19 protein-coding genes, 1 tRNA gene and 1 riboswitch are annotated in these 23,196 nt (G+C 66.4%); of the genes, 11 read left to right on the top strand and 9 right to left on the bottom strand.

What is annotated here, in order from left to right; all coding sequences use genetic code 11:
• Window positions 1-6 precede the first annotated feature (6 nt).
• Entirely contained in the window at window positions 7-1,467 is a 1,461-nt protein-coding gene (locus tag QFZ33_RS23710; protein ID WP_307031563.1) for an amino acid permease, read from the top strand.
• A 349-nt stretch (window positions 1,468-1,816) separates the two neighbouring features.
• Window positions 1,817-5,341, top strand: coding sequence for a bifunctional proline dehydrogenase/L-glutamate gamma-semialdehyde dehydrogenase (locus QFZ33_RS23705; protein ID WP_307031561.1), 3,525 nt, complete (start codon window positions 1,817-1,819; stop codon window positions 5,339-5,341).
• A gap of 87 nt (window positions 5,342-5,428) precedes the next feature.
• Here the strand turns inward: QFZ33_RS23705 and QFZ33_RS23700 are convergent, their stop codons facing one another.
• Both QFZ33_RS23700 and QFZ33_RS23695 read right to left on the bottom strand, forming a co-directional pair.
• Entirely contained in the window at window positions 5,429-5,683 is a 255-nt protein-coding gene (locus tag QFZ33_RS23700; protein WP_307031559.1) for a hypothetical protein, read from the bottom strand.
• 159 nt (window positions 5,684-5,842) lie between these two features.
• Window positions 5,843-6,697, bottom strand: coding sequence for a LysR substrate-binding domain-containing protein (locus QFZ33_RS23695; RefSeq protein ID WP_307031557.1), 855 nt, complete (start codon window positions 6,695-6,697; stop codon window positions 5,843-5,845).
• Between the two features lie 131 nt (window positions 6,698-6,828).
• On the opposite strand from QFZ33_RS23695, the gene QFZ33_RS23690 reads away from it, so the two are divergent.
• Complete coding sequence (locus QFZ33_RS23690; protein ID WP_307031555.1) at window positions 6,829-8,157, top strand: MFS transporter; 1,329 nt, start codon at window positions 6,829-6,831, stop codon at window positions 8,155-8,157.
• Window positions 8,158-8,185: 28 nt separating this feature from the next.
• Here the strand turns inward: QFZ33_RS23690 and QFZ33_RS23685 are convergent.
• Window positions 8,186-8,259, bottom strand: a tRNA-Gly gene (locus tag QFZ33_RS23685).
• Between the two features lie 242 nt (window positions 8,260-8,501).
• On the opposite strand from QFZ33_RS23685, the gene QFZ33_RS23680 reads away from it, so the two are divergent.
• Entirely contained in the window at window positions 8,502-8,948 is a 447-nt protein-coding gene (locus QFZ33_RS23680; RefSeq protein WP_307031553.1) for an SRPBCC family protein, read from the top strand.
• A gap of 139 nt (window positions 8,949-9,087) precedes the next feature.
• Window positions 9,088-9,663 carry a dCTP deaminase gene (gene dcd / locus QFZ33_RS23675; protein WP_214845472.1) on the top strand — a complete coding sequence of 192 codons (576 nt, stop codon included), beginning with the start codon at window positions 9,088-9,090 and terminating at the stop codon, window positions 9,661-9,663.
• A 29-nt stretch (window positions 9,664-9,692) separates the two neighbouring features.
• On the opposite strand, the gene QFZ33_RS23670 is transcribed toward dcd, so the two are convergent.
• The 3 genes from QFZ33_RS23670 to QFZ33_RS23660 form a co-directional block, all read right to left on the bottom strand.
• Complete coding sequence (locus QFZ33_RS23670) at window positions 9,693-10,877, bottom strand: cation:proton antiporter (protein ID WP_307031551.1); 1,185 nt, start codon at window positions 10,875-10,877, stop codon at window positions 9,693-9,695.
• Between the two features lie 5 nt (window positions 10,878-10,882).
• Entirely contained in the window at window positions 10,883-11,365 is a 483-nt protein-coding gene (locus tag QFZ33_RS23665) for a cation:proton antiporter regulatory subunit (protein ID WP_190605578.1), read from the bottom strand.
• Between the two features lie 96 nt (window positions 11,366-11,461).
• Window positions 11,462-12,865, bottom strand: coding sequence for an MFS transporter (locus QFZ33_RS23660; protein WP_307031548.1), 1,404 nt, complete (start codon window positions 12,863-12,865; stop codon window positions 11,462-11,464).
• A 190-nt stretch (window positions 12,866-13,055) separates the two neighbouring features.
• Here QFZ33_RS23660 and QFZ33_RS23655 point away from each other — a divergent pair, with 190 nt between their 5' ends.
• The 6 genes from QFZ33_RS23655 to mnhG are packed head-to-tail and all read left to right on the top strand — an operon-like array spanning window position 13,056 to window position 19,541.
• On the top strand, window positions 13,056-16,139 hold the full coding sequence (locus QFZ33_RS23655) for a Na+/H+ antiporter subunit A (protein WP_307031546.1): 3,084 nt from the start codon (window positions 13,056-13,058) through the stop codon (window positions 16,137-16,139).
• Window positions 16,136-16,735, top strand: coding sequence for a Na(+)/H(+) antiporter subunit C (locus tag QFZ33_RS23650; protein ID WP_307031544.1), 600 nt, complete (start codon window positions 16,136-16,138; stop codon window positions 16,733-16,735). The genes QFZ33_RS23655 and QFZ33_RS23650 overlap by 4 nt, the downstream gene beginning before the upstream one ends.
• Complete coding sequence (locus QFZ33_RS23645) at window positions 16,732-18,321, top strand: Na+/H+ antiporter subunit D (RefSeq protein ID WP_307031542.1); 1,590 nt, start codon at window positions 16,732-16,734, stop codon at window positions 18,319-18,321. Before QFZ33_RS23650 ends, QFZ33_RS23645 begins: the two co-directional genes overlap by 4 nt.
• Window positions 18,318-18,863 carry a Na+/H+ antiporter subunit E gene (locus QFZ33_RS23640; protein WP_307031539.1) on the top strand — a complete coding sequence of 182 codons (546 nt, stop codon included), beginning with the start codon at window positions 18,318-18,320 and terminating at the stop codon, window positions 18,861-18,863. The genes QFZ33_RS23645 and QFZ33_RS23640 overlap by 4 nt, the downstream gene beginning before the upstream one ends.
• Window positions 18,860-19,138: a monovalent cation/H+ antiporter complex subunit F gene (locus QFZ33_RS23635; protein WP_307031538.1), complete on the top strand. Its 279-nt coding sequence runs from the start codon at window positions 18,860-18,862 to the stop codon at window positions 19,136-19,138. Before QFZ33_RS23640 ends, QFZ33_RS23635 begins: the two co-directional genes overlap by 4 nt.
• A complete protein-coding gene (gene mnhG, locus QFZ33_RS23630; RefSeq protein ID WP_307031536.1) occupies window positions 19,128-19,541 on the top strand; it encodes a monovalent cation/H(+) antiporter subunit G in 414 nt (137 codons plus the stop codon). The genes QFZ33_RS23635 and mnhG overlap by 11 nt, the downstream gene beginning before the upstream one ends.
• A gap of 130 nt (window positions 19,542-19,671) precedes the next feature.
• Here mnhG and QFZ33_RS23625 read toward each other — a convergent pair whose 3' ends face one another.
• The 3 genes from QFZ33_RS23625 to QFZ33_RS23615 form a co-directional block, all read right to left on the bottom strand.
• Complete coding sequence (locus QFZ33_RS23625; RefSeq protein WP_307031534.1) at window positions 19,672-21,522, bottom strand: hypothetical protein; 1,851 nt, start codon at window positions 21,520-21,522, stop codon at window positions 19,672-19,674.
• Between the two features lie 539 nt (window positions 21,523-22,061).
• Window positions 22,062-22,325, bottom strand: coding sequence for a DUF4235 domain-containing protein (locus QFZ33_RS23620; RefSeq protein WP_102973435.1), 264 nt, complete (start codon window positions 22,323-22,325; stop codon window positions 22,062-22,064).
• Between the two features lie 36 nt (window positions 22,326-22,361).
• The gene (locus QFZ33_RS23615; RefSeq protein WP_307031532.1) at window positions 22,362-22,913 is read right to left on the bottom strand and encodes a heme-degrading domain-containing protein; all 552 of its coding nucleotides are present in this window, start codon (window positions 22,911-22,913) and stop codon (window positions 22,362-22,364) included.
• Between the two features lie 118 nt (window positions 22,914-23,031).
• Window positions 23,032-23,175: riboswitch (TPP riboswitch) on the top strand.
• The last annotated feature ends 21 nt before the right edge of the window (window positions 23,176-23,196 follow it).

The following is a 23,196-nucleotide window of genomic DNA, read 5'->3' as shown; positions in this document are numbered from 1 at the left end:
GTCCCGATGAGTACAACAGATCCATCGCAGTCAATCTTGAGGCGGAAGCCCATTGACGACATCGAAGTAGAGAACAAGCACAGCGGACTGTTTAAGTCCCTCGGACTGTGGCAGTTGACCGCGATCGGCGTCGGCGGCATCATCGGCGTCGGCATCTTCTCGCTGGCCGGACTTGTGGCGCACGGTAGTGCCGACACGCCCGGCGTCGGGCCTGCGGTGTTGTTTTCCTTCCTGATCGCAGGCCTAGCCTCGGCTGCCGCTGCGCTCTCCTATGCGGAGTTCGCCGGCATGATCCCGCGCGCCGGCTCGGCGTACACCTACGGCTACGTGGCCCTGGGCGAAATCATTGGCTGGTTCATCGGCTGGGACCTGCTGCTGGAGTACATCGCCATCGTGGCCGTGGTAGCCATTGGCATTTCGGGCTACTTCGACGCCTTCCTGTCCGGCATCGGGATTCATATGCCGGTTTGGATGACGTCGACGCCGGACGAGGGCAAGGGGGGCATTATCAACCTTCCCGCCATCCTTGTCTGCCTGCTGGTTACCTGGATCCTCTCGCGCGGCACCAAGACTTTCGGCCGGTTCGAACTGATTGCCGTTGCCATCAAGGTTGTCCTGATCCTGTTCATCATCGGGTTGGGCGTCTTCTACATCAATACCCAAAACTTCAACCCGTTCATGCCCAGCGGGTTTGGACCCGTCCTGGCCGGCTCGGCCACGGTGTTCTTCGCGGTGTTTGGGTACGACGCCATGAGTACCGCGGCCGAAGAGGCGACCGATGGCAAGAAGCACATGCCCAAGGCGATCATCCTGTCCCTCATCATCGCCATGCTGCTCTACGTTGCCGCCACCCTCGTGCTCACAGGCATGCAGAACTACAGGGACATCGATCCCGCCGCTGGCTTTGCGTCAGCGTTCCAGGGCGTGGGCCTTCCCGTCATCGCCACCATCATCTCCGTTTTCGCGGTGCTGTCCATCCTCACCGTGATGCTCACGTTCCTCCTCGGTGTCACCCGCGTGTGGTTCTCCATGAGCCGCGACGGCCTTCTCCCCGGCTGGTTCTCGAAGACGGACCGGCACGGTACGCCGCAGCGCGTGACCTGGATCGGTGGCATTGCCTCGGCGCTGCTGGCCGGCGTGTTCCCCATCAAGGCCGTCGCCGACCTCACCAACATCGGCATCCTCGCCGCGTTCGTGGTGGTGTGCGTTTCCGTGATCATCTTCCGCTACACCAAGCCGGAGGCGCCCCGAACCTTCCGCCTGCCGCTGATGCCGGTGGTCCCCGCATTCGGCGTCCTGGCCTCCGCCTTCCTCATGTTCCAGCTGCACTGGGAGACCTGGCTGCGCTTCGGTATCTGGCTCGTAATCGGCCTGGTGATTTACTTCGGCTACGGCAAACGGCACTCGCTGATGAACCCGAACAGCCCGCGGCACGACGAGGCAGTGGAAATGCACACGCAGGTGTAGCCCATTCTCTTCTGACGCGTTACCGATGAACCCTCCCGCACCTCTGGTGCGGGAGGGTTCATCTTTTAGCGACGAAAGCTGATGGAGGGTTCATCTTTTAGCGACGAAAGCTGAGGAAGCGTTTGGGTTTCCGCGTCGCTTCCTCAGGTCCTGCAGGGATGTCTGCGACGCTTCCTCACCCCTCTGGTCGCGGCCCCGAGGGGCGTCGTTATCGGGCCCCTGGCGGACTTTAAGAACGATCGGTATTTCTAACGTGTACTGCTTAGGAAGGATCGCTTTATCTTAATAGACGTGAGGCTCATACTGATAAATAAGACGATCACATCGCACTGAAAGAACGAGGAAAGCCATGACCAACACCGCAACGGATCACCGCGTGCAGGCAGGCAAGGACGCCGCTGTAGCCGGCGCCGTCGCCACCCCCTCGGCAGGGTCCGACGTCGCCGAAGCGACGGCCCTCGCCACCGACGCAATCGCCCTCGTGCGCCGCTGGCTGACCGAAGCCAGCAAGGTTCCCGTGGATGCCTCCGCCGAGCAGCTCGCCGGCGTCCTCAAGGACCCGAACGGGCTGGACTTCACCGTGGGCTTCGTGGACGGCGTGGTCCGTCCCGAGGACCTGCACGTCGCTGCCCGCAACCTCGCAGCCCTCGCCCCGAAGGTTCCCGCCTTCCTGCCCTGGTACATGCGCAGCGCTGTCCAGATGGGCGGCATCATGGCCCCGGTTCTGCCGCAGGTCGTCATTCCCGTGGCCCGCAAGGTCCTCCGCGAGATGGTGGGCCATCTCATCGTTGACGCCACCGACTCCAAGCTGGGCCCGGCCATCGCCAAGATCCGCAAGGACGGCATCAAGCTCAACGTGAACCTGCTCGGTGAAGCTGTGTTGGGCGAGCACGAGGCCTCCCGCAGGCTCGAGGGAACCCACACGCTGCTGGCCCGCCCGGATGTGGACTACGTTTCCATCAAGGTGTCCTCCACCGTGGCCCCGCACTCGGCCTGGGCCTTCGATGAGGCCGTGGAGCACGTCGTCGAGAAGCTCACCCCGTTGTTCGCCCGCGCCGCCTCCTTCCCGAAGGCCAAGTTCATCAACCTGGACATGGAGGAGTACAAGGACCTGGACATGACCATCGCGGTCTTCACCCGGATCCTGGATAAGCCCGAGTTCAAGAACCTGGAAGCCGGCATCGTGCTCCAGGCCTACCTCCCGGACGCGCTCGCCGCCATGGTCCGGCTGCAGGAATGGGCAGCCGCCCGTCGTGCTGACGGCGGCGCCGCCATCAAGGTCCGCGTGGTCAAGGGCGCCAACCTTCCCATGGAGCAGGTGGAGTCCTCGCTGCACGACTGGCCGCTGGCCACGTGGGGCACCAAGCTCGACTCCGACATCAACTACAAGCGCGTCATCAACTACGCGCTGCACCCTGACCGGATCGGCAACATCCGCATCGGCGTGGCCGGCCACAACCTGTTCGACATCGCCTTCGCCTGGCTGCTGGCCAAGCAGCGCGGCGTCGAGTCCGGCGTCGAATTCGAGATGCTGCTCGGCATGGCGCAGGGCCAGGCCGAGGCTGTCAAGAAGGACGTCGGCTCCCTGCTGCTCTACACACCGGTGGTGCATCCGGCCGAATTCGACGTCGCCATCGCCTACCTGATCCGCCGCCTCGAAGAGGGCGCCAGCCAGGAAAACTTCATGTCCGCCGTCTTCGAACTCAGCGAAAACGAGGAACTGTTCGAGCGCGAAAAGCAGCGCTTCCTGTCCTCCCTGGAAGAGCTCGACGACGAGGTCCCGCCGCCCAACCGCCTGCAGAACCGCAGCCTCCCGGCAGAGCCGATGCCCCGCACCGGCTTCCAGAACACCCCGGACACGGACCCGTCCCTGCCCGCGAACCGCGACTGGGGCCGGGCCATCCTGGACCGCGTCCCGACGTCGACCCTGGGCAACGCCTCCGTTGACGCTGCCACCATCGCCGACGCGGACACCCTCAACTCCGTTATTGCAACGGCTGTCGAGAAGGGCAAGGCCTGGGGTGCGCTGTCCGGCGCGGAGCGTGCCGAAATCCTGCACCGCGCCGGTGACGTCCTCGAGGCCCGCCGCGCTGACCTGCTTGAGGTTATGGCCAGCGAGACCGGCAAGACCATCGACCAGGGCGACCCCGAAGTCAGCGAGGCCGTTGACTTCGCCCACTACTACGCCGAGTCTGCCCGCAAGCTGGACCAGGTCGACGGCGCCACCTTCGTTCCGGCGAAGCTCACCGTGGTCACCCCGCCGTGGAACTTCCCGGTGGCCATCCCCGCCGGTTCCACGCTCGCGGCACTCGCCGCGGGCTCCGCCGTCCTGATCAAGCCCGCCAAGCAGGCCCGCCGCAGCGGCGCCGTGATGATCGAGGCACTCTGGGAGGCCGGCGTGCCTCGCGACGTGCTCACCATGGTGCAGCTGGGCGAACGCGAGCTCGGCCAGCAGCTGATCTCGCACCCCGCCGTGGACCGCGTTATCCTGACCGGCGGCTACGAAACCGCCGAGCTGTTCCGCTCCTTCCGCAAGGATTTGCCACTGCTCGCGGAGACCAGCGGCAAGAATGCCATCATCGTCACCCCCAGCGCAGACCTGGACCTCGCCGCGAAGGACGTTGCCTACTCGGCCTTCGGCCACGCCGGACAGAAGTGCTCCGCCGCCTCGCTGGTGATCCTGGTGGGCTCCGTGGCCAAGTCCAAGCGCTTCCACAACCAGCTGATCGACGCCGTCACGTCGCTGAAGGTCGGTTACCCGGAAGACCCCACCAGCCAGATGGGCCCGATCATCGAGCCCGCCAACGGCAAGCTCCTCAACGCGCTGACCACCCTCGGCGCCGGTGAGAACTGGGCCGTTGAGCCCCGCAAGTTGGACGAGACGGGCCGGCTCTGGAGCCCGGGCGTGCGTTACGGCGTCAAGCGCGGATCCTACTTCCACCTGACCGAGTTCTTTGGTCCCGTCCTCGGTGTCATGACCGCGGACACCCTGGAAGAGGCCATCGCCATCCAGAACCAGATCGAGTACGGCCTCACCGCCGGCCTGCACTCCCTCAACACCGACGAGCTGGGGCTGTGGCTGGACACCATCCAGGCAGGCAACCTCTACATCAACCGCGGCATCACCGGTGCCATCGTGCAGCGCCAGCCGTTCGGCGGCTGGAAGAAGTCGGCGGTTGGCGCCGGCACCAAGGCGGGCGGCCCCAACTACCTCGCCGGTCTTGGCGGCTGGACCAGCACCGAGAGCACCCAGGGCGCTTCGGCGGGCATCGCCAACCGCAGGGTGCAGCGGCTTGTGGACGCAGTGAAGGGCGAACTCGGCGCTGCCGGCCTGGAGGCCCTGCAGCGGTCGCTCGGCTCCGACGCCCTCGCCTGGGCGGACGAATTCGGCACCGCCAAGGATGTCTCGGGCCTGAGCGCCGAGCGGAACATTTTCCGCTACCGTGCTCTGCCGGTCACCGTCCGGCTGTCCGACGGCGGATCCCTCCGGGCGCTCGTCCGGACAGTAGCCGCCGGCGTACTAGCCGCTGCCCCGCTCACCGTCTCCTCCGGCGTCGAACTTCCCGCCCAGCTGCGTTCCGTGCTCACCGGGCTGGACATCCCCGTGACGGTGGAGAACGACGCCGAGTGGCTGGCATCCGCGGGGCGTCTCGCCGCGGCGGACAAGCTGTCCGGCGGACGCATCCGCCTGATCGGCGGCTCCGCAGCTGACCTGGCCGAAGCGACCGGCGGCCGTCCGGACCTGGCCATCTACGCCCACGAGGTGACCGAGGCCGGCCGTATTGAAATGCTGCCGTTCCTGCACGAGCAGGCCGTCAGCATCACGGCGCACCGGTTCGGCACGCCCAACCACCTCTCCGACTCGCTGATCTAGGGGGCTCGCTGATCCAGCGAGACTTATTGGGCAATAGAACGGGCGGGCACCCACAAGGTGCCCGCCCGTTCTGTTTCCGGATGCTGCTTAGCCCAGATACCAGCCAGGTGGAGCCCACGACGCCGGAACGCTGTGTGCGGAAAAGTCCTCGCAGCGCGTGCAGGTATACGCGACTTCGCCCAGTTTCCGGACGGTGCCGTCCTGGCGGTGCTTGGGCGGCACGAAGGACTCAAGGTAGATGAACTCGTCTGTTCCGCATTTTTCGCAGTTGGGCTGGCCGACGTATTCGGCGTCCACGGTCATGGAGTGGCGGGTATAGCGGGGGTTTGCGGCTGTGGTCACGGCGTACCTATCCCGAACACACGGGCGTCATTACCAAGCATGTTCGTTATCGAAACCTGTGCATATTTTGCGGCCGCTGCATGACCGCAACAGTCACAGCATAGGCCAGCTGCGAACCGTTATCAATCATTTTGCTGCCTTACCCCGGTCCCGGCCGGCTCAGACAGGCTTCTTGAGGGTTCTTCCCATGATGGCCTGGGTCAGGGCGTCGATCACCTCGGCGTTTGCCAGTGGGTTCCTGATCAGCGTGAAATCCACATCCCCCACAGGCGGCAGCTCGAAGCGGCGGGTGATGATTTTCAGGTCCTCGGGAACCAGCGAGGACGGCATCACGGCCACCCCGATGCCGGCGCGGACTGCCGCCAGCACGCCGCTGATCTGCCTGGTGGTGCATGTGATGCGCCAGGTCCGGCCCACGGACTCGAGCGCGTCGATGGCAAGCTTGCGGCTCAGGCTGGGCGCGGGATAGGCGATCAGCGGCACCGGATGGCCGGGTTCCAGCGCAGTCTGTTCGAGGCCCACCCAGGAAAAGGTGTCGTGCTGGACCACCGTGCCGTCCTTGGCGCCGGCCACCCACTTCACGAAGACGAGGTCGAGCTGACCGGAATTCAGGCGCTTGTACAGCTGGTCGCTCTGGCCGACCGTGAGCTCGAGGTTGATCTGCGGGTAGATCTGCCGGAACTCGCGCAGGATGCGTGGCAGGCCGGTGATGGCGAGGTCGTCGGCGGTACCGAAGCGCAGGCGCCCGCGCATGGCCGAGCCTGAAAAATAGCGGGCCGCGGCGTCGTGGGCCGCAAGAATGCTCCGTGCGAAGCCGGCCATGGCATCGCCGTTGTCCGTCAGCCTGACGTCCCTCGTGTCACGGCTGATGAGCGTTCGCTTCGCCGCGACCTCAAGCTTGCGCACGTGCTGGCTGACCGTCGGCTGAGCCAGGCCCAAGCGTTCTGCTGCCTTGGTGAAGCTCAGCGTTTCGGCAACGGCCACGAAGGATCTGAGCTGGGCCGGTTCGAACATGCGACTTCCTTCCACCGGGCCATCATTACGTTCGGCAATGATAGTTATAGGAGCAATAGTCTTCCACAATTGAAGGTGCGCGCCATAGCGTTGAGGACGTCCCCGCCGGCCCGCTCACCTGAGGAACCCCTGTGACACCCCCACCGCCGCCACTGGCCACCGTCACCCAGCCCGTCGCCGTCGTCAGTGAACGCCTTCCGTGGCGGCACACCTTCATCTCGCTGCGGGTTCCCAACTTCCGGCTCTTCGCCACGGGCCACTTCATTGCCGTCATCGCCATCTGGATGCAGCGGATCACCCAGGACTGGCTGGTGCTCCAGCTTTCCGGCTCAGTCACCGCCGTCGGCTTCACAGTGGCGCTGCAGTTCCTGCCATCACTTCTGCTGGGACCGTGGGGCGGAATGGTCGCGGACCGGTTCTCCAAGCGCAAAATCCTCATTTTGTGCCAGTCGGCCGCGGCTGTCCTCGCCGCTGCGCTTGCCGCCCTGGCGCTCAGCGGGAGGATCGAGGTCTTTCACGTTTACGTCATCGCGCTGGTACTTGGCCTGGTCACCGTGCTGGACCAGCCGGCCAGGCAGGTGTTCGTCCATGAGCTTGTCGGGCCCCGGTATCTGCGCAACGCCATCAGCGTGAACTCGACGACGTTCCAGCTGGGCGGCCTCATCGGTCCGGCGACCGCCGGGGTGCTACTGACCGCCGTCGGCGCCGGCTGGGCCTTCGCTGCCAACGCCGCGGCCTGCTGCTCCACCGTGGCCATGCTCCTGCTGCTGCGCCGCGACGAGTTGTTCGTCAGCCCGCCGGCGCCCAGGTCCAAGGGCATGCTGCGCGAGGGGCTGCGGTACGCGCTGAGCAAGCCCACCATCTATTGGCCGTGGCTTATGGTGGGCTTCATCTCCGTGTTCGCCATGAGCCTGCCGGTGCTGCTCGCCGCGTTCGCGGACCGCGTGTACGGAATCGGCGCGGGCGGCTACGGGATGCTGAATGCGCTCGTGGCACTCGGGGCGCTGACCGGGGCGGTCGCCTCTACCCGGCGGCGGCAGCTCCGGCTGCGGTCGGTGGTCCTGGCGGCCGGCATGTACGGGCTGATGCTGTGCTTTTCCGCCGCCGTCCCAACCTTGCCGCTGTTCGGCGCCGCCCTGGTGTTGTCCGGGTTCTGGTGCCTGATGTTCCTCACCGCGTCCAACCAGCTGGTGCAGACCAGCTCCAACATGAGCATCCGCGGCCGCGTGATGAGCCTGTACATCATGGTGCTGATCGGCGGCCAGGCCCTCGGCGGACCCATGATCGGGTTCATCGCCGAGCATGTGGATCCGCACGCCGGGTTGCTGGTGGCGGGAGGGGTGCCGGCGCTCGCGGCCGCGACTGTCGCCGTCGTGCTTGCCCGCAAAGGTGAGCTGACGCTGAAGGTGGACCTGCGGAACCGGCGGGGACTGCTGCGGGTGGTGCGCCGGGCGGTGTGACGCCGGGGGCCGCGCAATGAGGGTGGTGTGGAGCGGCTGACGGGAATCGAACCCGCGTATCAAGCTTGGGAAGCTAGCGCTCTACCATTGAGCTACAGCCGCAGTCGCACCGGAAACTGCCCGGGGCAGAACCTAGCTTAGCGCAGTTGTGTGGCGACGCCGGCCATCTGGATCCCGAGTCATCGCGTCGGTAAACCGGGCCGGGAAGGCTCCCGTAACTGTTCGGTAAAGGCCCGGGCGGTGCGCGGCCGCGCACCGGCGCAGGTGACTATCCTGAATCTCGTTAGCTGCAGTACAGGGGAACGGGCTACGCAAGGCAGGCCCGACGTCGGAAAAGGATCCCCATGGCAGGTGCAGAACACGAGGTCCTCGTTGCGCGCGACGCCATGACGGTCTACTCATTCCTCCTGGACGGCGCGAATCTACCGAGATGGCAGACCGACATCCGGAGCGTGGGGCTCAGCTCGGGCAGCGCCGGTAGCGTGGGGGCCAGGTACCAGGTGACCATGGACAGTCCCCGAGGCCGTCCGGTGGCGCGCGATTACGAGATCACCCAGGCGCGGCCCGGCGCGGAAATCCAGTTCCAGGTGGTGGCTGGTCCGTCCCTCCTGCGCGGCGGTTTCTACCTCAGCACCGAGAGCGCCGGAACCCGGGTGCGGTTCGCGCTGGAGGCACCGTCCAAGAGTTTCTGGAGCTTTGTCCGCCCGGCATATCGGGGCCGGCTCAGGGCGGCGGTGCGGCAGCTTGAGAAGCTGCCCCACGTTATCGAAGGACGGACGACGGCGGACTGAGACCCCGCTCGGATTTGCCTGGAGACCTGTTCAAAATATCCCCGGCTCTATTTCTGGCCGTGTGATGTGAGACCGTCGGCCTGATTGTTCACGCAGCACAGCGGCAGGGCAGAGCGGAGGCAATGGTATTTTTGAGGGTGTGCTGATCTCTGACCGCGACATTCGTGCCGAAATTGATTCCGAACGGATCGTCCTCGATCCGTACGATGCCGCGATGGTCCAGCCGTCCTCGGTGGACGTCCGGATCGACCGCTTTTTCCGCCTCTTCGACAACCACAAATACGCCCACATCGACCCCGCCGAGGATCAGCCCGACCTGACCCGGCTGGTGGAGGTGGAGGAGGGTGAAGCGTTCATCCTGCACCCAGGCGAATTCGTGCTCGGCTCCACGTACGAGACCGTTACGCTGCCGGACGACATCGCCGCGCGCCTCGAGGGCAAGTCCTCGCTGGGCCGCCTCGGCCTGCTGACCCACTCCACGGCCGGCTTCATCGACCCCGGCTTTTCCGGACACGTCACGCTGGAGCTGTCCAACATGGCCACGCTGCCCATCAAGCTCTGGCCCGGCATGAAAATCGGCCAGCTCTGCTTCTTCCGGCTGACGTCCGCTGCCGAGTACCCCTACGGTTCCGGCGAGTACGGCAACCGCTACCAGGGCCAGCGCGGGCCCACCGCAAGCCGCAGCCACCTGAACTTCCACCGCACTGACATCTAGCGCGGTTTTCCGTCCGCCTGCGCAGGATCTCAGGCCGGGACCGGCTCCGGCCGCGCCGGGCGGGAGAACTTCTTGACGAGTGGCTCGATGTAGCGGGCAGCCAACGGGCCGATGACCGCCATGATTAGGACGTAGGCCGTGGCCAGGGCGGCGAGCTCGGCCTGGACCACCCCGGAGGTCACGGCGAGGCCGGCGATGACAATGGAGAACTCGCCGCGGGCGATCAGCGCGGCTCCGGCGCGGAAGCGACCCGGACGTGCGATGCCTGCGCGCTTCGCGGCCCAGGCTCCGGTGATGATCTTGGTGGCGGCGGTGAGAACCGCAAGGACAAGCGCCCACGCCAGCACCGGCGGGATGGAGGCGGGGTCGGTGTTGAGCCCGAACGCCACGAAGAAGATGGCGGCGAAGAGGTCACGCAGCGGCTCGAGGATCCGCGTTGCGCTGTGGGCCGTGGCGCCGGAGATGGCGATGCCGAGCATGAAGGCGCCCACCGCGGCGGACACCTGCAGTGCTGCCGCCAGGCCGGACACGAGCAGGGCTGCGCCGAGCAGGTTGAGCAGGAAGACCTCGGAATTCTCGCTGTGCACGGCCTTGGAGACGTGGTGTCCGTGCCGCAGGGCGACCAGCAGCACCACGGTGACAACAGCCAGCGAGACGCCCACGGTCTGCAGGCCGCCGAGGAAGCTGACCCCAGCGAGCGTGGCGGTGAGGATCGGCAGGTAGACAGCCATCGCCAGGTCCTCGAAAACCAGGATCGAGAGCACTACCGGGGTTTCCCTGTTACCGATACGGCCAAGGTCCGTGATGACCTTGGCCGCAATGCCCGATGACGATATATACGTAACGCCACCCATAACCATGGCGCCGACAACTCCCCAGCCGAGCAGGGCAGCCAAGGCAGCCCCGGGGACGAAATTCAGGACAAAGTCGAGGATTCCGGCCTTCCACGATCTGCGCAGACCCGTCACCAGTTCCGTCGCCGTATATTCCAGACCGAGCATAAGCAGCAGCAGGATCACACCGATCTCGCCCGCCAGGTGGGAGAACTCCTTCATGCCGCTCAGCTCCACCAGCCCGCCCGCGCCGAAGCACAGCCCACCCACAAGATACAGCGGGATTGGGGACATCCCGATCCGCCCGGCCAGCCTCGCCAGCAGGCCCAGGCAGAACACGACTGCCCCCAGTTCGATGAGCGTCAGGGCCACGCGGTCCATGACCGTTAGCCGTTGCGCAGGATGTCGGCCGCAGCGTCCAGGCCTTCTTGCGTGCCGACAGCGACCAGCAGGTCGCCGGGGTGAAGGAGGACGTCGGGACCTGGTGAGGGAACCACCTCACCTTCACGCATGATCGCCACAATCGAAACACCGCACCGGGTGCGGATGCAGGCCTTGCCCATGGGCTGGTTCTGGAACGGGGAATCCGCGGCGATGGAGAACTGCCTCGTGGTGATCCCCGGAACTTCCCTGTGCGCCTCCGTCAGCTTCATCGCGAGGTGCTGGCCGCCGAGCAGATTCCCCAGCGTTGCCGCCTCATCGCCGGTCAGCGGTATCGAGGCCTGGCAGGTGTCCGGGTCATCCCAGGTGGAGACGAACAGTTCGGTCTGGCCCTCGCGGAGTTCCACCACCCCAATACGCCGGCCGGATGCCGTCATGAAGTCCTTGCGCCGGCCCAAACCCGGGAGATCCGTCTCTTCCACGTTCATAACATCAGCCTAGTCTGCGAACTCGTGATTTCGGCTGAAACTGTGCGCCCTGCGGAATGCCTAAATGTCCGTGCGCGCTCGCTGCCCGGGGGCAGGCTAGGACTGGGGGACGACGGCGATCTCGGCGTCGCTCGGGGCCTTGACCGGCAGGAGGACCAGCAGTCCGGCGAGCAGCACCACCATGATGCCCAAAATGCCCCAGCGCTGCGCGTCCCCCTCAGCCACCAAGGGAGTGGCAACGGTGATGCACAGCGTGAACAGGGCCGGGGCGAGGAAGCTGACGGCGCGGCCGGTGGTCGCGTACAGGCCGAAGAGCTCACCGGATTCGCCCTGCGGGGCCAGCCGGGCCAGATATGCACGGGACGAGGACTGCGCCGGCCCAACAAACAGGCAGAGGAACAGGCCGAAAACCCAGAACGTCGTGGCCCCTGACCATGGCATCCCGAAGAGCATGTGGTTGTCATTGCCCAGCACCAGGATGACCGTTCCGGCGACCAGCAGCCCGGTGAGGGAGGCGATGATCACGGCCTTGGGCCCCACCCTGTCGTCCAGGAAACCGCCGATGACCGCGCCTACGGCCGCCACGACGTTGCCGAAAATGGCGAAGAAGATGACCTGCGGCAGTTCGAAGCCGAAGGTGCCGGCCGCGATGATCCCGCCGAAGGTGAAGACCGCCGCCAGCCCGTCCCGGAAGATGGCGCTGGCCAGCAGGAAGAAGATGGTGTGCGGGCTGGTCCGGTAGATCGCCTTGACCCTGCGCGCCAGCAGCCCGTACGAGGCCAGGAAGCCGAGGGTTGCGGCCCGCTTCGGCTTGGGCAGCTCCGGGACCGCGAACATGACCGGCAGCGCGAAGATGACGAACCACAGCGCTGAGAACACGGCCACCAGCCGGATGTTGAGGCTGTCCTGCGTGGAGGCGCCGAACCACTCGAAGCGCGGCTGCACGAAGAGTTGGAGCACGATGAGCAGGGCCACGATGCCGCCCAGGTAGCCCATGCCCCAGCCGAACCCGCTGACCTTGCCGATGTTCCGGGGCGTCGAAATCTGCGCCAGCATGGCGTTGTAGTTCACGCCCGCGAACTCGAAGAACACGTTGGCCAGGGCGATCAGGGACACCCCGAGCAGGAGGAATTCGGGCCGCGGAAAGACGAAGAAGCACAGTGCTGTCAGGATTGCGACGGCGCCCGTGTTAACTCCCAGCCAGAGCTTGCGGCGGCCCCCGGTATCGGACCGCTGACCCGTGACGGGCGCGAGCAGGGCAATGGCCGCGCCCGCAATGGCCAGGGCTCCACCCAGCACGGCCGAGGCACGGTCTTCACCGCCGAATGCCTGGGACGTGAGGTAGACGGTGAAGACGAACGTCGTCATGACCGCGTTGAACGCCGCGGACCCCCAGTCCCAGGCTGCCCAGGCCAGAACGCGGCCCTTGCTGGACGCCTGCGGCCCTGCTTCAAGTTCCGACGACGGCTGCGTTGCCTCGGATGCGGCTGCGGAGTTCATAGGCCGATGCTATCCGCCCGTGGCGAACGGGGACCCAGCAACCCTCCTGCGAACTGGCGAAACTTACCCTGGGCCCGGCTCCGCGGGAAAAACTGTCAGTGCCCCGTTGATAAACTGGCGGAACCGAACCCAACGAATGACCGCCAGCTCCAACTTTTGATAACCGAATTCTGACTTTGCGGAGATACCAGTGATCCCAGTCCTTGCCGTGCACTTCGCGGTGGCCGCTGTGGCGCCGTTCGTCTTCCGGAGGTTCGGCCGCAACTCGTTTTATGCGCTGGCCGCGGTGCCGGCCGGTTCGTTTGTGTGGCTGTTGTTCCAGCATGCCGCGGTCTATGGCGCCAACGCCTACACAGAAACCGGCGCACCCGCTGAAACCGTCCCGTGGATTCCAAGCCTCGGCATCGAATTCGCCTTCCGCATGGACGCCCTGGCGTGGGTCATGTCGCTGCTGGTCCTCGGTGTGGGCGCCCTGGTGCTGGTCTACTGCGCACGATATTTCAAGGACAAAGACAGCTACCTGGGCGGGTTCGGCGCCCAGCTGCTGGCGTTCGCCGGGGCCATGTTCGGCCTGGTCACCGCGGATGACCTGCTCATGATGTTCATTTTCTGGGAACTCACCACGGTCCTGTCTTACCTCCTGATCGGTTATGCACGGACACGGCTCGCGGCCCGCCGCTCGGCGCTGCAGGCCCTCGTGGTCACCACCGCCGGCGGCCTGGCCATGCTCGTTGGCCTGATTATGCTCGGTGCCAGCGCCGGCACGTACCGGATCTCCGCCATTCTCGAACAGGCACCAGGGCTGGTTTCCGGTCCGGCAGCGGGAGCCGTGGCCGCCGCCGTCGTCCTCATCCTGGTCGGTGCGGTGACCAAATCCGCGCTTGTCCCGTTCCACTTCTGGCTTCCGGGCGCCATGGCAGCGCCAACTCCCGTGAGCGCGTACCTGCACGCCGCCGCCATGGTAAAGGCCGGCGTGTACATCGTGGCGCGCCTCGCCCCGGGCTTCACCGACACTGCCTACTGGCTGCCGATCGTCCTCGGGCTCGGCCTGGCCACCATGCTGGTGGGCGGCTACCGGGCCCTGCGACAGACGGACATCAAGCTCATCCTGGCCTACGGCACCGTAAGCCAGCTCGGGTTCATCACCATGGTGGTGGGACTCGGAAAACCTGACGCCGCCCTCGCCGGCCTCGCCATGCTGCTCGCGCACGGGCTCTTCAAGGCGACGCTCTTCCTCGTAGTTGGCATCATCGACCACCAGTCCGGCACGCGCGACATCCGCAAGCTCTCGGGCGTTTTCCTCTCCTCCCGTGCCCTCGGCATCGTTGCCGGCATCGGCGCCGCCTCCATGGCCGGCATCCCGCTGCTGGGCGGCTTCGTCGCTAAGGAATCGGTACTCGAGGCGTTCGTGCACTTCACTGCAGCGCCCGGTCACGGCCCCTGGGGCGCAGTGGTCCTGACGGGCATGGTGCTCGGCTCCGTGTTGACCTTCGCCTACAGCGCGCGCTTCATGTGGGGTGCCTTTGCGGTGAAGCCGGGCGTCGCCCGCACCCCGTTCGAGGCCATTCGCCCCTCCTTCCTGGCAGCCCCGGCCGCCCTGAGCGTCCTCACCATCGTGTACGGCCTGTGGCCGGCGCCTGTGGACGCTTGGATTCAGCCGTACGCGGCCCTCTTTACCGAGGGATCGCAGCTCACGGAAGGAACGTCCGACGCCGGCAGCGCGGCCGGTGCCGCCGGGCACCTGGCGCTGTGGCACGGACTGACCCCAGCCTTGGGACTGACTGCCATCACGTTCGCCGCCGGCGCGGCCATGTTCTACGGGCGGGGGCTGGTGGACCGGATCCAGAGCGCCATTCCGCCCTGGTTCGACGCCGACCGCGGCTACCAGCTGACCATTGGTGCCCTGGACGACGTCGCCGTGTGGATCACCGGACGCACGCAGCGCGGTTCGCTGTATTTCTACTTGGCTGTGATCCTCAGCGTCGCCTTTGTCCTGCCCCTGTCCGCCCTGATCGCTGCGAACAAGCCGCTTCCCGAAGGGCTGTATTTCGTCGACCCCAACTCGCCCCTGCAACTGGTGGCAGGCGCGGGGATCTTGATCGGGGCGCTCGCCGCTGTCCGGGCCAACAAGCGGTTCCTTGCCGTGCTCATGGTTTCCGTCACCGGCTACGGCATCGCCCTGATGTTCGCGCTGCAGGGCGCCCCGGACCTGGCCCTGACGCAGATGCTCGTGGAAACGATCATCCTTGTGGCGTTCGTGCTGGCCATGCGCAGCCTCCCGGCGGAGCTGCGCGACCGCACCGGGGGCAAGTACCGGGTGGTCCGCGTGATCATCGGCCTGTCCTTCGGCGCCACTATGGTCTTCGCCGCCATCCACGCCATGGGTGCCCGGATCGCCACGCCCGTCTCCCTCGAGTTCCCCAAGCTGGCCTACGAGGGCGGCGGCGGGCTCAACATCGTCAACGTCACCCTGGTGGACATCCGCGCGTGGGACACCTTCGGTGAGATCTCCGTGCTGGCGCTGGCCGCGACCGGCGTGGCGAGCCTCATCTTCGTCCGGGGCCGCGGGGACCGGCTGCGCACAGCGTCCGCCGTGGCTGAGGGGACCGTCGGCCGCCGCCACGGCGTGGACAAATCATCGCGGGACGGTGCCGCCCTGGCGCTGACCCGCAAGTTTGCGGCCGCCGCGCGGGACCCGTGGCTCGTTGCCGGGCGCACGCTGGCACCGGAACGCCGCTCCATCATCTTCGAAGTGGTCACTCGCCTGGTCTTCCACTCAATGATCATTTTCTCGCTCTACCTGTTGCTGGCCGGGCACAACCTCCCCGGCGGGGGCTTCGCAGGCGGACTCATGGCCGGGCTGGCCCTCACACTGCGCTACCTGGCGGGCGGCCGCTTCGAACTGCACGAGGCCACCCCCATCAGCGCCGGCACCCTGCTCGGGATCGGCCTGGCCACCGCCGCGTTGTCCGGCGCCGCGCCAGTGCTGCTGGGCGGCCAGGTGTTCCAGAGCGCCATTATTGAGTTCTGGCTGCCGGTCTTTGGCGACATCAAGTTCGTCACGTCCACGATTTTCGACACCGGCGTGTACATCGTCGTTGTGGGTCTGGTGCTGGATGTGCTCCGCAGCCTTGGCGCCGAGATCGACGAACATTTTGAAGAACGTCCCCTGCAGCTGGACGCGCAGGAGGACGGCGAGCAGGAGGGCATCGAGGGCAGCGATCAGGTGCCCGCCGGCATTCCGGCCGGATCAACCCAAGGCGGCACGTCATGACCGTTAACCTGACCCTGCTGACCGTCATGGGCGCCCTCTACGCCTGCGGCATCTACCTGATCCTGGAACGCAGCCTCACGCGCGTGCTGCTGGGGCTGATGCTGCTGGCCAACGCCACCAACCTGCTGATCCTTGCCACCGGGGGCTACGCCGGCCGGGCTCCCTTCTTCAGCAAGGATACGGACCCCGCGTCCTACAACGACCCCCTGCCGCAGGCACTTATTCTGACGTCCATCGTTATTTCCTTCGCTGTCACGGCCTTCATGCTTGGCATCATCTACCGGACCTGGCTGCTTGCCCGGCAGGACGACATCCAGGACGACATCGAGGACCGCCGCGTGGCCGAAACCCCCAGCTTCGACGCGGAGGACGACGCCGTCATCCCCGTGGAAACCTCCGAGTTCCCGTTGCCCATGCGGGGATCGGACAGTTCCACTGCGGCGGAGTCGACGGCGACTGTCGAGGCGGGCGGCCGGACCCTTCTGGCGGAGCATGCCGCCCTGGAGGAGAAGCCGGGATCCGGCAAGATCGCCCCTGTCACAGACACAGACGTAAACACAGAAAAAGGCACGGACACGGATGGAGGGGCGAAGTGAACCTCGCAAGCCTTGCCCCGCTCGCCGTCGTACTTCCCATCCTGGGGGCGGCGCTGACGTTCGTACTGATCCGGCATTCCCGCGCGCAGCGCGCGGTGAGCATTGCCCTGCTCTCGCTCACCCTGCTGCTGGAGTGCCTGCTGCTGGCGTCCGTCTGGAACGGCGGCACTGCAGCGGTGAACATCGGCGGCTGGGTGCCGCCGTGGGGGATTGTCCTGGTGGTGGACCAGTTCTCTTCGCTCATGCTCGTGGTGTCCTCCGCGGTGAGCCTTGCCGTCCTCGTGTATGCCACCGGGCAGGGCATGGCCGACGGCGACCAGGACGCCCCGGTCTCGATCTTCCACCCCACGTACCTGATCCTCGTGGCCGGCGTCTCCAACGCGTTCCTCTCCGGGGACCTGTTCAACCTGTATGTCGGCTTCGAGATCCTGCTGACGGCCAGCTATGTGCTGATGACCCTCGGCGGCACGGGCCCGCGCATCCGGGCAGGCGTCACGTACGTGGTGGTCTCGGTGGTGTCGTCGGTGCTGTTCCTGATTGCCATCGCAATGGTCTACGGCGCAACGGGCACCATCAACATGGCGGACCTGGCCATCAAGCTCTCGGAGCTGGACCAGGGAACCAAGACGCTCCTGCACGTCATGCTGCTGGTGGCTTTCGGTATCAAGGCCGCCGTGTTCCCCCTGTCCTTTTGGCTGCCGGACTCGTACCCCACCGCGCCGGCCCCGGTGACGGCCGTGTTCGCCGGCCTGCTGACCAAGGTGGGCGTGTACGCCATGGTCCGCACGGAAACCCTGCTGTTCCCCGGGGACAGCCTCAACACGCCCCTGATGGTGGTGGCGCTGCTGACCATGGTGGTCGGCATCCTGGGTGCCCTGGCCCAGAGCGACATCAAGCGTCTGCTGTCCTTCACCCTGGTCAGCCACATCGGCTACATGGTGTTCGGCCTGGCCATGTCCTCCGTGGCCGGCCTGGCGGCGGCCGTGTTCTACGTGGCGCACCACATCACCATCCAGACCAGCCTTTTCCTGGTCACCGGGCTGATTGAGCGCCGCGGCGGCAGCTCCTCGGTGGACCGGCTGGCCGGGCTGGCCAAACTGTCCCCGCTGCTGGCCCTCCTGTTCTTCGTTCCCGCCATGAACCTGGCCGGCATCCCGCCGTTCTCGGGCTTCCTGGGCAAGCTCGGCCTGATGCAGGCCGGCATCGGCCTGGGAACCCCGCTGGCCTACGCCCTGGTGATCGGCGGCGTGCTGACGAGCCTCCTGACCCTCCTGGCCGTCGCCAGGGTGTGGAACCGCGCGTTCTGGCGCAAGGCCGAGGACGCGGAGCACCCAGACCCGGTGCTGCTGGCGGTGCCCGGCCCGGTGGGCGGCGCGACGGCGGTGCGCCTGCTGCCGCGGACCATGGTGGGGTCCACGCTGGGCCTCGTGGTGCTGGGTGTGGCGCTCACCGTCTTCGCCGGGCCGCTCTTCCGCGTGGCGGACCAGTCCGCCACAGCCATGCTGGACAGGTCTGCCTACATCCAGGCGGTGCTCGGTGACGGCACGACCGTGCCGGCTGCGGCGCTGAGCGGAGGCGGAAAGTGAGCCGGCGAAGGGTGTCCCTGCGGCAGGAACTGCCGCTGCTGATCTGGCTGGTCATCGTCTGGGGAGCACTTTGGCAGGACTTCAGGCCCGGGAACCTGCTCTTCGGCGCCCTGCTGGCGGTTGCGGTGGCGCGCCTGTTCTACCTGCCGCCGGTGGAGCTGAGCGGACGCTTCAGCGTGCTGAGGGCCGTTCCGTTCGCGGTGGTGTTCCTCGGCCGGGTGGTGGCCGCCAGCTGCCAGGTGTTTTACCTGGCGGTGGCCCAGGGACCCAAGGTGACCAACGCCGTCGTCGCGGTTCCGTTGCGCAGCCATTCGGACCTGATGGTGACGGCGACCGGCCACGTGATCTCCCTGATTCCGGGGTCACTGGTGGTGGAGGTGGACAGGTCCACCTCCACGCTCTACATCCACGGACTGAACGTACGGAACGGTGAGGACGTCCTCAAACTGCGCAAGGAAGTCCGCGACACCGAGGCGGAGCTCATCCGGATCATGGGAACGAAGGAAGAGCTTGCCGCCCTGAAGCAGGAGGATGGCGCATGATGGAGCTTGTCCTCGCCGTCACGGCTGTGGCGCTGGCCCTCGCCGCCGCGGGCGCGATCATCCGCATCGCCCGCGGCCCGTCTCTCCTGGACCGGGTCCTCGCGGCGGACGTGCTGCTGGCTATCCTCGGCGCGGCGCTGTGCATCGACATGGCAGTGAACCGGCACCTGAACAACCTGATGCTGGTGGCGGCTGTGTCCGTCATCGGGTTTATCGGCTCGGTGACGGTGGCCCGCTTCGTGGCCGACAGGCGGGAGCAGCCCAGTGAGTCCTGAACAGAATGCCGTGGACACGGTAATCGATGCAGTTTCGGCAGTGTTCATGGTGGTAGGCGCCCTGATGTCCCTCGCCGCCGCCATAGGCCTGCTGCGCTTTCCCGACCTGATGAGCCGCATGCACGCCGCCACCAAGCCCCAGGTGCTCGGGCTGTTCCTCCTGCTCGCCGCGGTGGGGCTGCAACTGCGTACATGGTGGGTGTGGCCGGTGCTGCTCGTGGCCTGGATCTTCCAGCTGCTCACTGTGCCGGTATCCGCCCACATGGTGGGCCGCGCCGGCTACCGCACCAAGCACCTCCACAGGGAGCTGCTCAGCACCGACGAGCTGGAGGCCGTGGTGGTGAAGGCCGCCAAGGCCGCCCGTGAATCAGAGTCCGACGGCGGCAACCGCACCGCTGGCTGAGCCTGAGATGTCTCGGCTGCCAGCCCGGCGACCTGCTCGAGTGTGTCGAGGACTGAACAACATCCTTAAAAGGGTCAGGCCCCGTCTGCTGTGCAGACGGGGCCTGACCCGTAGTGGCGGATCGCTGGATCTACCGGGTGGCGAGCACTCCGGTTGCGGTGCCGCCGCGGCTGGACTGGACCAGCACACTGGTGATCTGCCGGTTCGGTCCGGGCTTGGCCCGGTAGGACCAGGCGCCGAGGGTGTCGACCTGTGCGGTGCCGATCTTGGTGACGGCCCGGCCGGGGGTGGTGTCGTAGATGACCACCGTGGTGGCCGGGACCAAGACGGCGGTGTTGCCGGCCAGTGTCGACGTGCCGGTAATCCGCAGCTCGGTGCCGAGCCGGTGGCGGGAGCCGGCGACGGCGACCGTGTCCGTCTGGACTGTGAGGCTTACTGTTGCCGGGGCGCTGCCGATGCCGTTCTTGTCCGTGACGATCAGCTGGAGCTGGATCGGGTCGTTGGACTTGGCCGTGAGGGGTGCCGTGTCCGTGGTCTTGGCGTAGTACGGGACGGTAACAGTGGGCTTGGCGGCGGTGTCGCTGGAGAAGGTGACGGTGGGTCCGCTGACTTGGGTCCATTTGTAGGTGGCGGCGCCGGTGGAGGCGCTGCCGTCCAGCTGGGCGGTTCCGCCGCGGGTGATGGCGGTTGAGGCGGCGGTGGCTACCGCCGTCGCGGGCTGTGTTTCGCCGGGGACGGAGCCGCTGCCGGTGTCGACGACGGGTCCGGGGTCCGGGGCGGGGGTGACCGGGTCCAGTCCGACCGGGGTTGCCGCGCCGCCGGAAACGGTCACCGGCAGGGTGGCGGTGCCGCCGGCTGCGGTTTTCACCGTGACGGTTGCCGGTGGGGCCTTCACTGGCCAGGATTTTTCGGATGGGGTTCCGGCTGCCGGCTCATCCAGCGTGCCCACGCCGGTGACGGTCAGCGGGTAGCCGACAGTGGAGAGGGCTCCGACGGTCAGGTTCGTTCCGTCGTAGATGGCCTTGGTGATGCTGATGCCGCTGGGTTTGGTGACGCTGATCTGGCTGCTGCTGGCGGGCTTGTCGCCGATGTTGGTGATCTTCACGGTGGCCGGTGCGGTTCCGGTGAACTGGATCCGGGCGTAGTAGCGGCCGGTGTCCGGGTCGCTGAGCATGGGGGTGGTTTCGAAGGCCCCGGCCTGCCCGTCGATCTGGAGCTGGGCGTCGTTGCCACTGCTGGCGAACACGTCGATCATGTTGCCGTTCAGGACGGCGCTGTCGCCGTTGACGCCCTGGTTGGTGGAGATTTTGCCCTGCACGGTGAACTGGTCGGTTTCGAGGGTGAGGCCGCCGCCGTTGACGGAGAACTTGTTGTAGCCGGTGGGGCTTCCGGTGACGGTGTGGTCTTGACCCGGATCTCCGAGGTAACCTTCGGGGGCTGCCGGTGCGGTGGCGGGGTCCCATTTCAGGAAGGGGCCGATGTTGCTCTTCAGGGCGGTGGTGAAGTTGCCCGCTGCGGGCGAGATGTCTTCGACGAGCTTGCCGGCCCCCGTGCCGTCGGTGTCGATGGTGATGGTGCCGTAGGGGTGCTGGAAGGTCAGGGTGGTGTTGGCGGGGGCGCCTTTGACGACGATGCGCTGGCGGCCGAAGACCACCTGGTCGCCTTCGGTGACCGTGTTGGCGAAGGCCGCCTCCAGGCCCAGGACCAGGACGGCCCTTCCGCCGCCGGGAAGGGCCAGCTCGGAGCCGGCGAGCATGTAGAACGCCTCTTCCGGGAAGTTTCCCGGGAATGAAATGGGTGCAGTCTCGTCCGGGATGTCCCCGGGCAGGAAACCGCAGAGCGGGTTCTCCGCGTCCAGGCACAGCTCGACGCGCGTTTTGTTGCTGTCCTCGTACCAGGACGGAAAGCCGTACTCGGTGTTGACGGGTCCGACGGCGGTCAGCTTGTTCGGGTTCGTCTGGGTTACCAGGGTTGCCGCCAAGGAGGCTCCTGCTCCTGTCGCCGCAAGCAGGACGGCTGTTGCGGCAGCAATGCCGCGGCGACGGGACGCAGGGCTCGGGCCGCGATGTCGGAGGGTCAGGCGTTGGGCTGACAGGAAAGGTGGTGTGGGTACCATTTTTGTCTCCTCGTAAAGACGCTGATGGCATCCACTAAAAGTCGTGGGGGTTGGAAAAACGTTCGGGCTCCAGGTTGGAAAAACCTTGGCATGCAAGGCTTTTTACGGCGGCGTGGGGGGACTCGCGCTGCTCACGCCAAGCCATGCTCATGGCCTCCAAGCGACATGAGGTGGGCCGCCGGGGCAGAATGCGAACGGACCCGGCACCGCAGGTTGCGGCGCCGGGTCCGGCTGTTGTGAGCCCGGCCGAGGTCATCAGCACTGCCAGGTTCAGAACGGAAGCAGTATGGCCTGCCGTGCTTGGGGAAACCCGGTCTCGGCCCGGAAGGGGCTGCGGGCAACCCACCCCGTGTGGGGGGACTGCAGGGGTGGTTGGTCTCGACAGGCGCGACCAGCAGGGAGGCCTAGACGATGTCCTGGGTCTTGGCGAAGCGGGTGATGGCCCGCTGGGTGCCGCGGTTGGCCAGCACCTGGATGACCGCGCTTACGGAGGCGGAGACGAGGGCGAACGTGAGGGCCGTGCGCAGCGTGGTGGGCACGTCGTCCTTGTCACCCTTGGGGGGCTTCCGGCCCGTGATTTTTTCCCAGATGGTGTCGACGGCCTTGGTGCCGGCGAACCCTGCCAGCAGGCTGATGCCTGTGCCAAGCAGTTTGATGAAGAAACTCATTGCGGAACTCCTCGCGTGATGAACACTGGTCTGTCCTTAGCCTAGCCGTATGGACCGGTGGATCTCCCGCAACGCCTGCACCACGAGGTCGTGGTCCGCCTTCTGCGGCAGCCCGGACACGGTGACCACAGCCACCACACCCACATCCCGCACATAAACGGGGAAGGCTCCGCCGTGGGCAGCGTAGGTGGACTGGTCGAACCAGGCGTTGTCCTCGATCCGTCCGCCGCCGACCCTGCCGCGCAGGCCCACCAGCAACGACGGTTCCTCGTAGCGCTCAGCAGTCCGCTGCTTGGCCCGCACCCAGCCTTCGTTGTCCGGGGTGGCACCCTCAAGCGCCACATGGAAGAGCACCTGCTCCCCCTTGGTGATGTCGATGGCGATGGGCAGGTTGTCCTCCTTGCCCCGTTCCACCAGTTCCAGGCCCAGCGCCAGGGCATCGTCCTTGCTGAACCTCGGAAACTGCAGTTCAGCGATCTCCCCTTCGATCTGCCCAATCAGGGCGTCCAAGGCTCCCGCCGGCTGTTCCTCGGAGGAGTCGGGGTCAAAGGCGGGCACGGGAGCGCTGCCGGAGTCCTGTTGCGTCATGGCCTCAATCTACTCGGGCCGCTGTCCTGACGCCGCATGAAAACTTCCGCATTGTGACAGCGGCCCCCGGTTTCCGGGCGGGGCGAGGTGTAAACTGGATCAGCCCACAAGGGCAGATTTATCACGACAGGGGAGCGCCGCCGTCGGGATGCAAAGGCAACTGCCAGCGCAACCGCGGATGGGCGCTGAGAGTGCGGACCGCCGCAGACCCTCGAACCTGATCCGGCTAGTACCGGCGCAAGGGAGTCGAGTTCTCAGAGTGCCCGGCAGCAGGTGGCTCAGC

Origin of the sequence: Arthrobacter globiformis (assembly GCF_030815865.1) — a bacterium.
GTDB classification, from domain to species: domain Bacteria; phylum Actinomycetota; class Actinomycetes; order Actinomycetales; family Micrococcaceae; genus Arthrobacter; species Arthrobacter globiformis_B.
Note: the sequence above shows the minus strand (reverse complement) of the source record. Positions and strands in the feature narration are given on the sequence as shown.

Bases quoted from the DNA above. Each gene is read 5' to 3' on its own strand.
- QFZ33_RS23680 (WP_307031553.1), top strand. From the start codon at position 8,502: ATGGCAGGTGCAGAACACGAGGTCCTCGTTGCGCGCGACGCCATGACG.
- QFZ33_RS23710 (WP_307031563.1), top strand. From the start codon at position 7: ATGAGTACAACAGATCCATCGCAGTCAATCTTGAGGCGGAAGCCCATT.
- QFZ33_RS23695 (WP_307031557.1), bottom strand. From the start codon at position 6,697: ATGTTCGAACCGGCCCAGCTCAGATCCTTCGTGGCCGTTGCCGAAACG.
- QFZ33_RS23670 (WP_307031551.1), bottom strand. From the start codon at position 10,877: ATGGACCGCGTGGCCCTGACGCTCATCGAACTGGGGGCAGTCGTGTTC.
- QFZ33_RS23635 (WP_307031538.1), top strand. From the start codon at position 18,860: ATGATGGAGCTTGTCCTCGCCGTCACGGCTGTGGCGCTGGCCCTCGCC.
- QFZ33_RS23705 (WP_307031561.1), top strand. From the start codon at position 1,817: ATGACCAACACCGCAACGGATCACCGCGTGCAGGCAGGCAAGGACGCC.
- QFZ33_RS23660 (WP_307031548.1), bottom strand. From the start codon at position 12,865: ATGAACTCCGCAGCCGCATCCGAGGCAACGCAGCCGTCGTCGGAACTT.
- QFZ33_RS23615 (WP_307031532.1), bottom strand. From the start codon at position 22,913: ATGACGCAACAGGACTCCGGCAGCGCTCCCGTGCCCGCCTTTGACCCC.
- QFZ33_RS23650 (WP_307031544.1), top strand. From the start codon at position 16,136: ATGACCGTTAACCTGACCCTGCTGACCGTCATGGGCGCCCTCTACGCC.
- QFZ33_RS23620 (WP_102973435.1), bottom strand. From the start codon at position 22,325: ATGAGTTTCTTCATCAAACTGCTTGGCACAGGCATCAGCCTGCTGGCA.
- QFZ33_RS23665 (WP_190605578.1), bottom strand. From the start codon at position 11,365: ATGAACGTGGAAGAGACGGATCTCCCGGGTTTGGGCCGGCGCAAGGAC.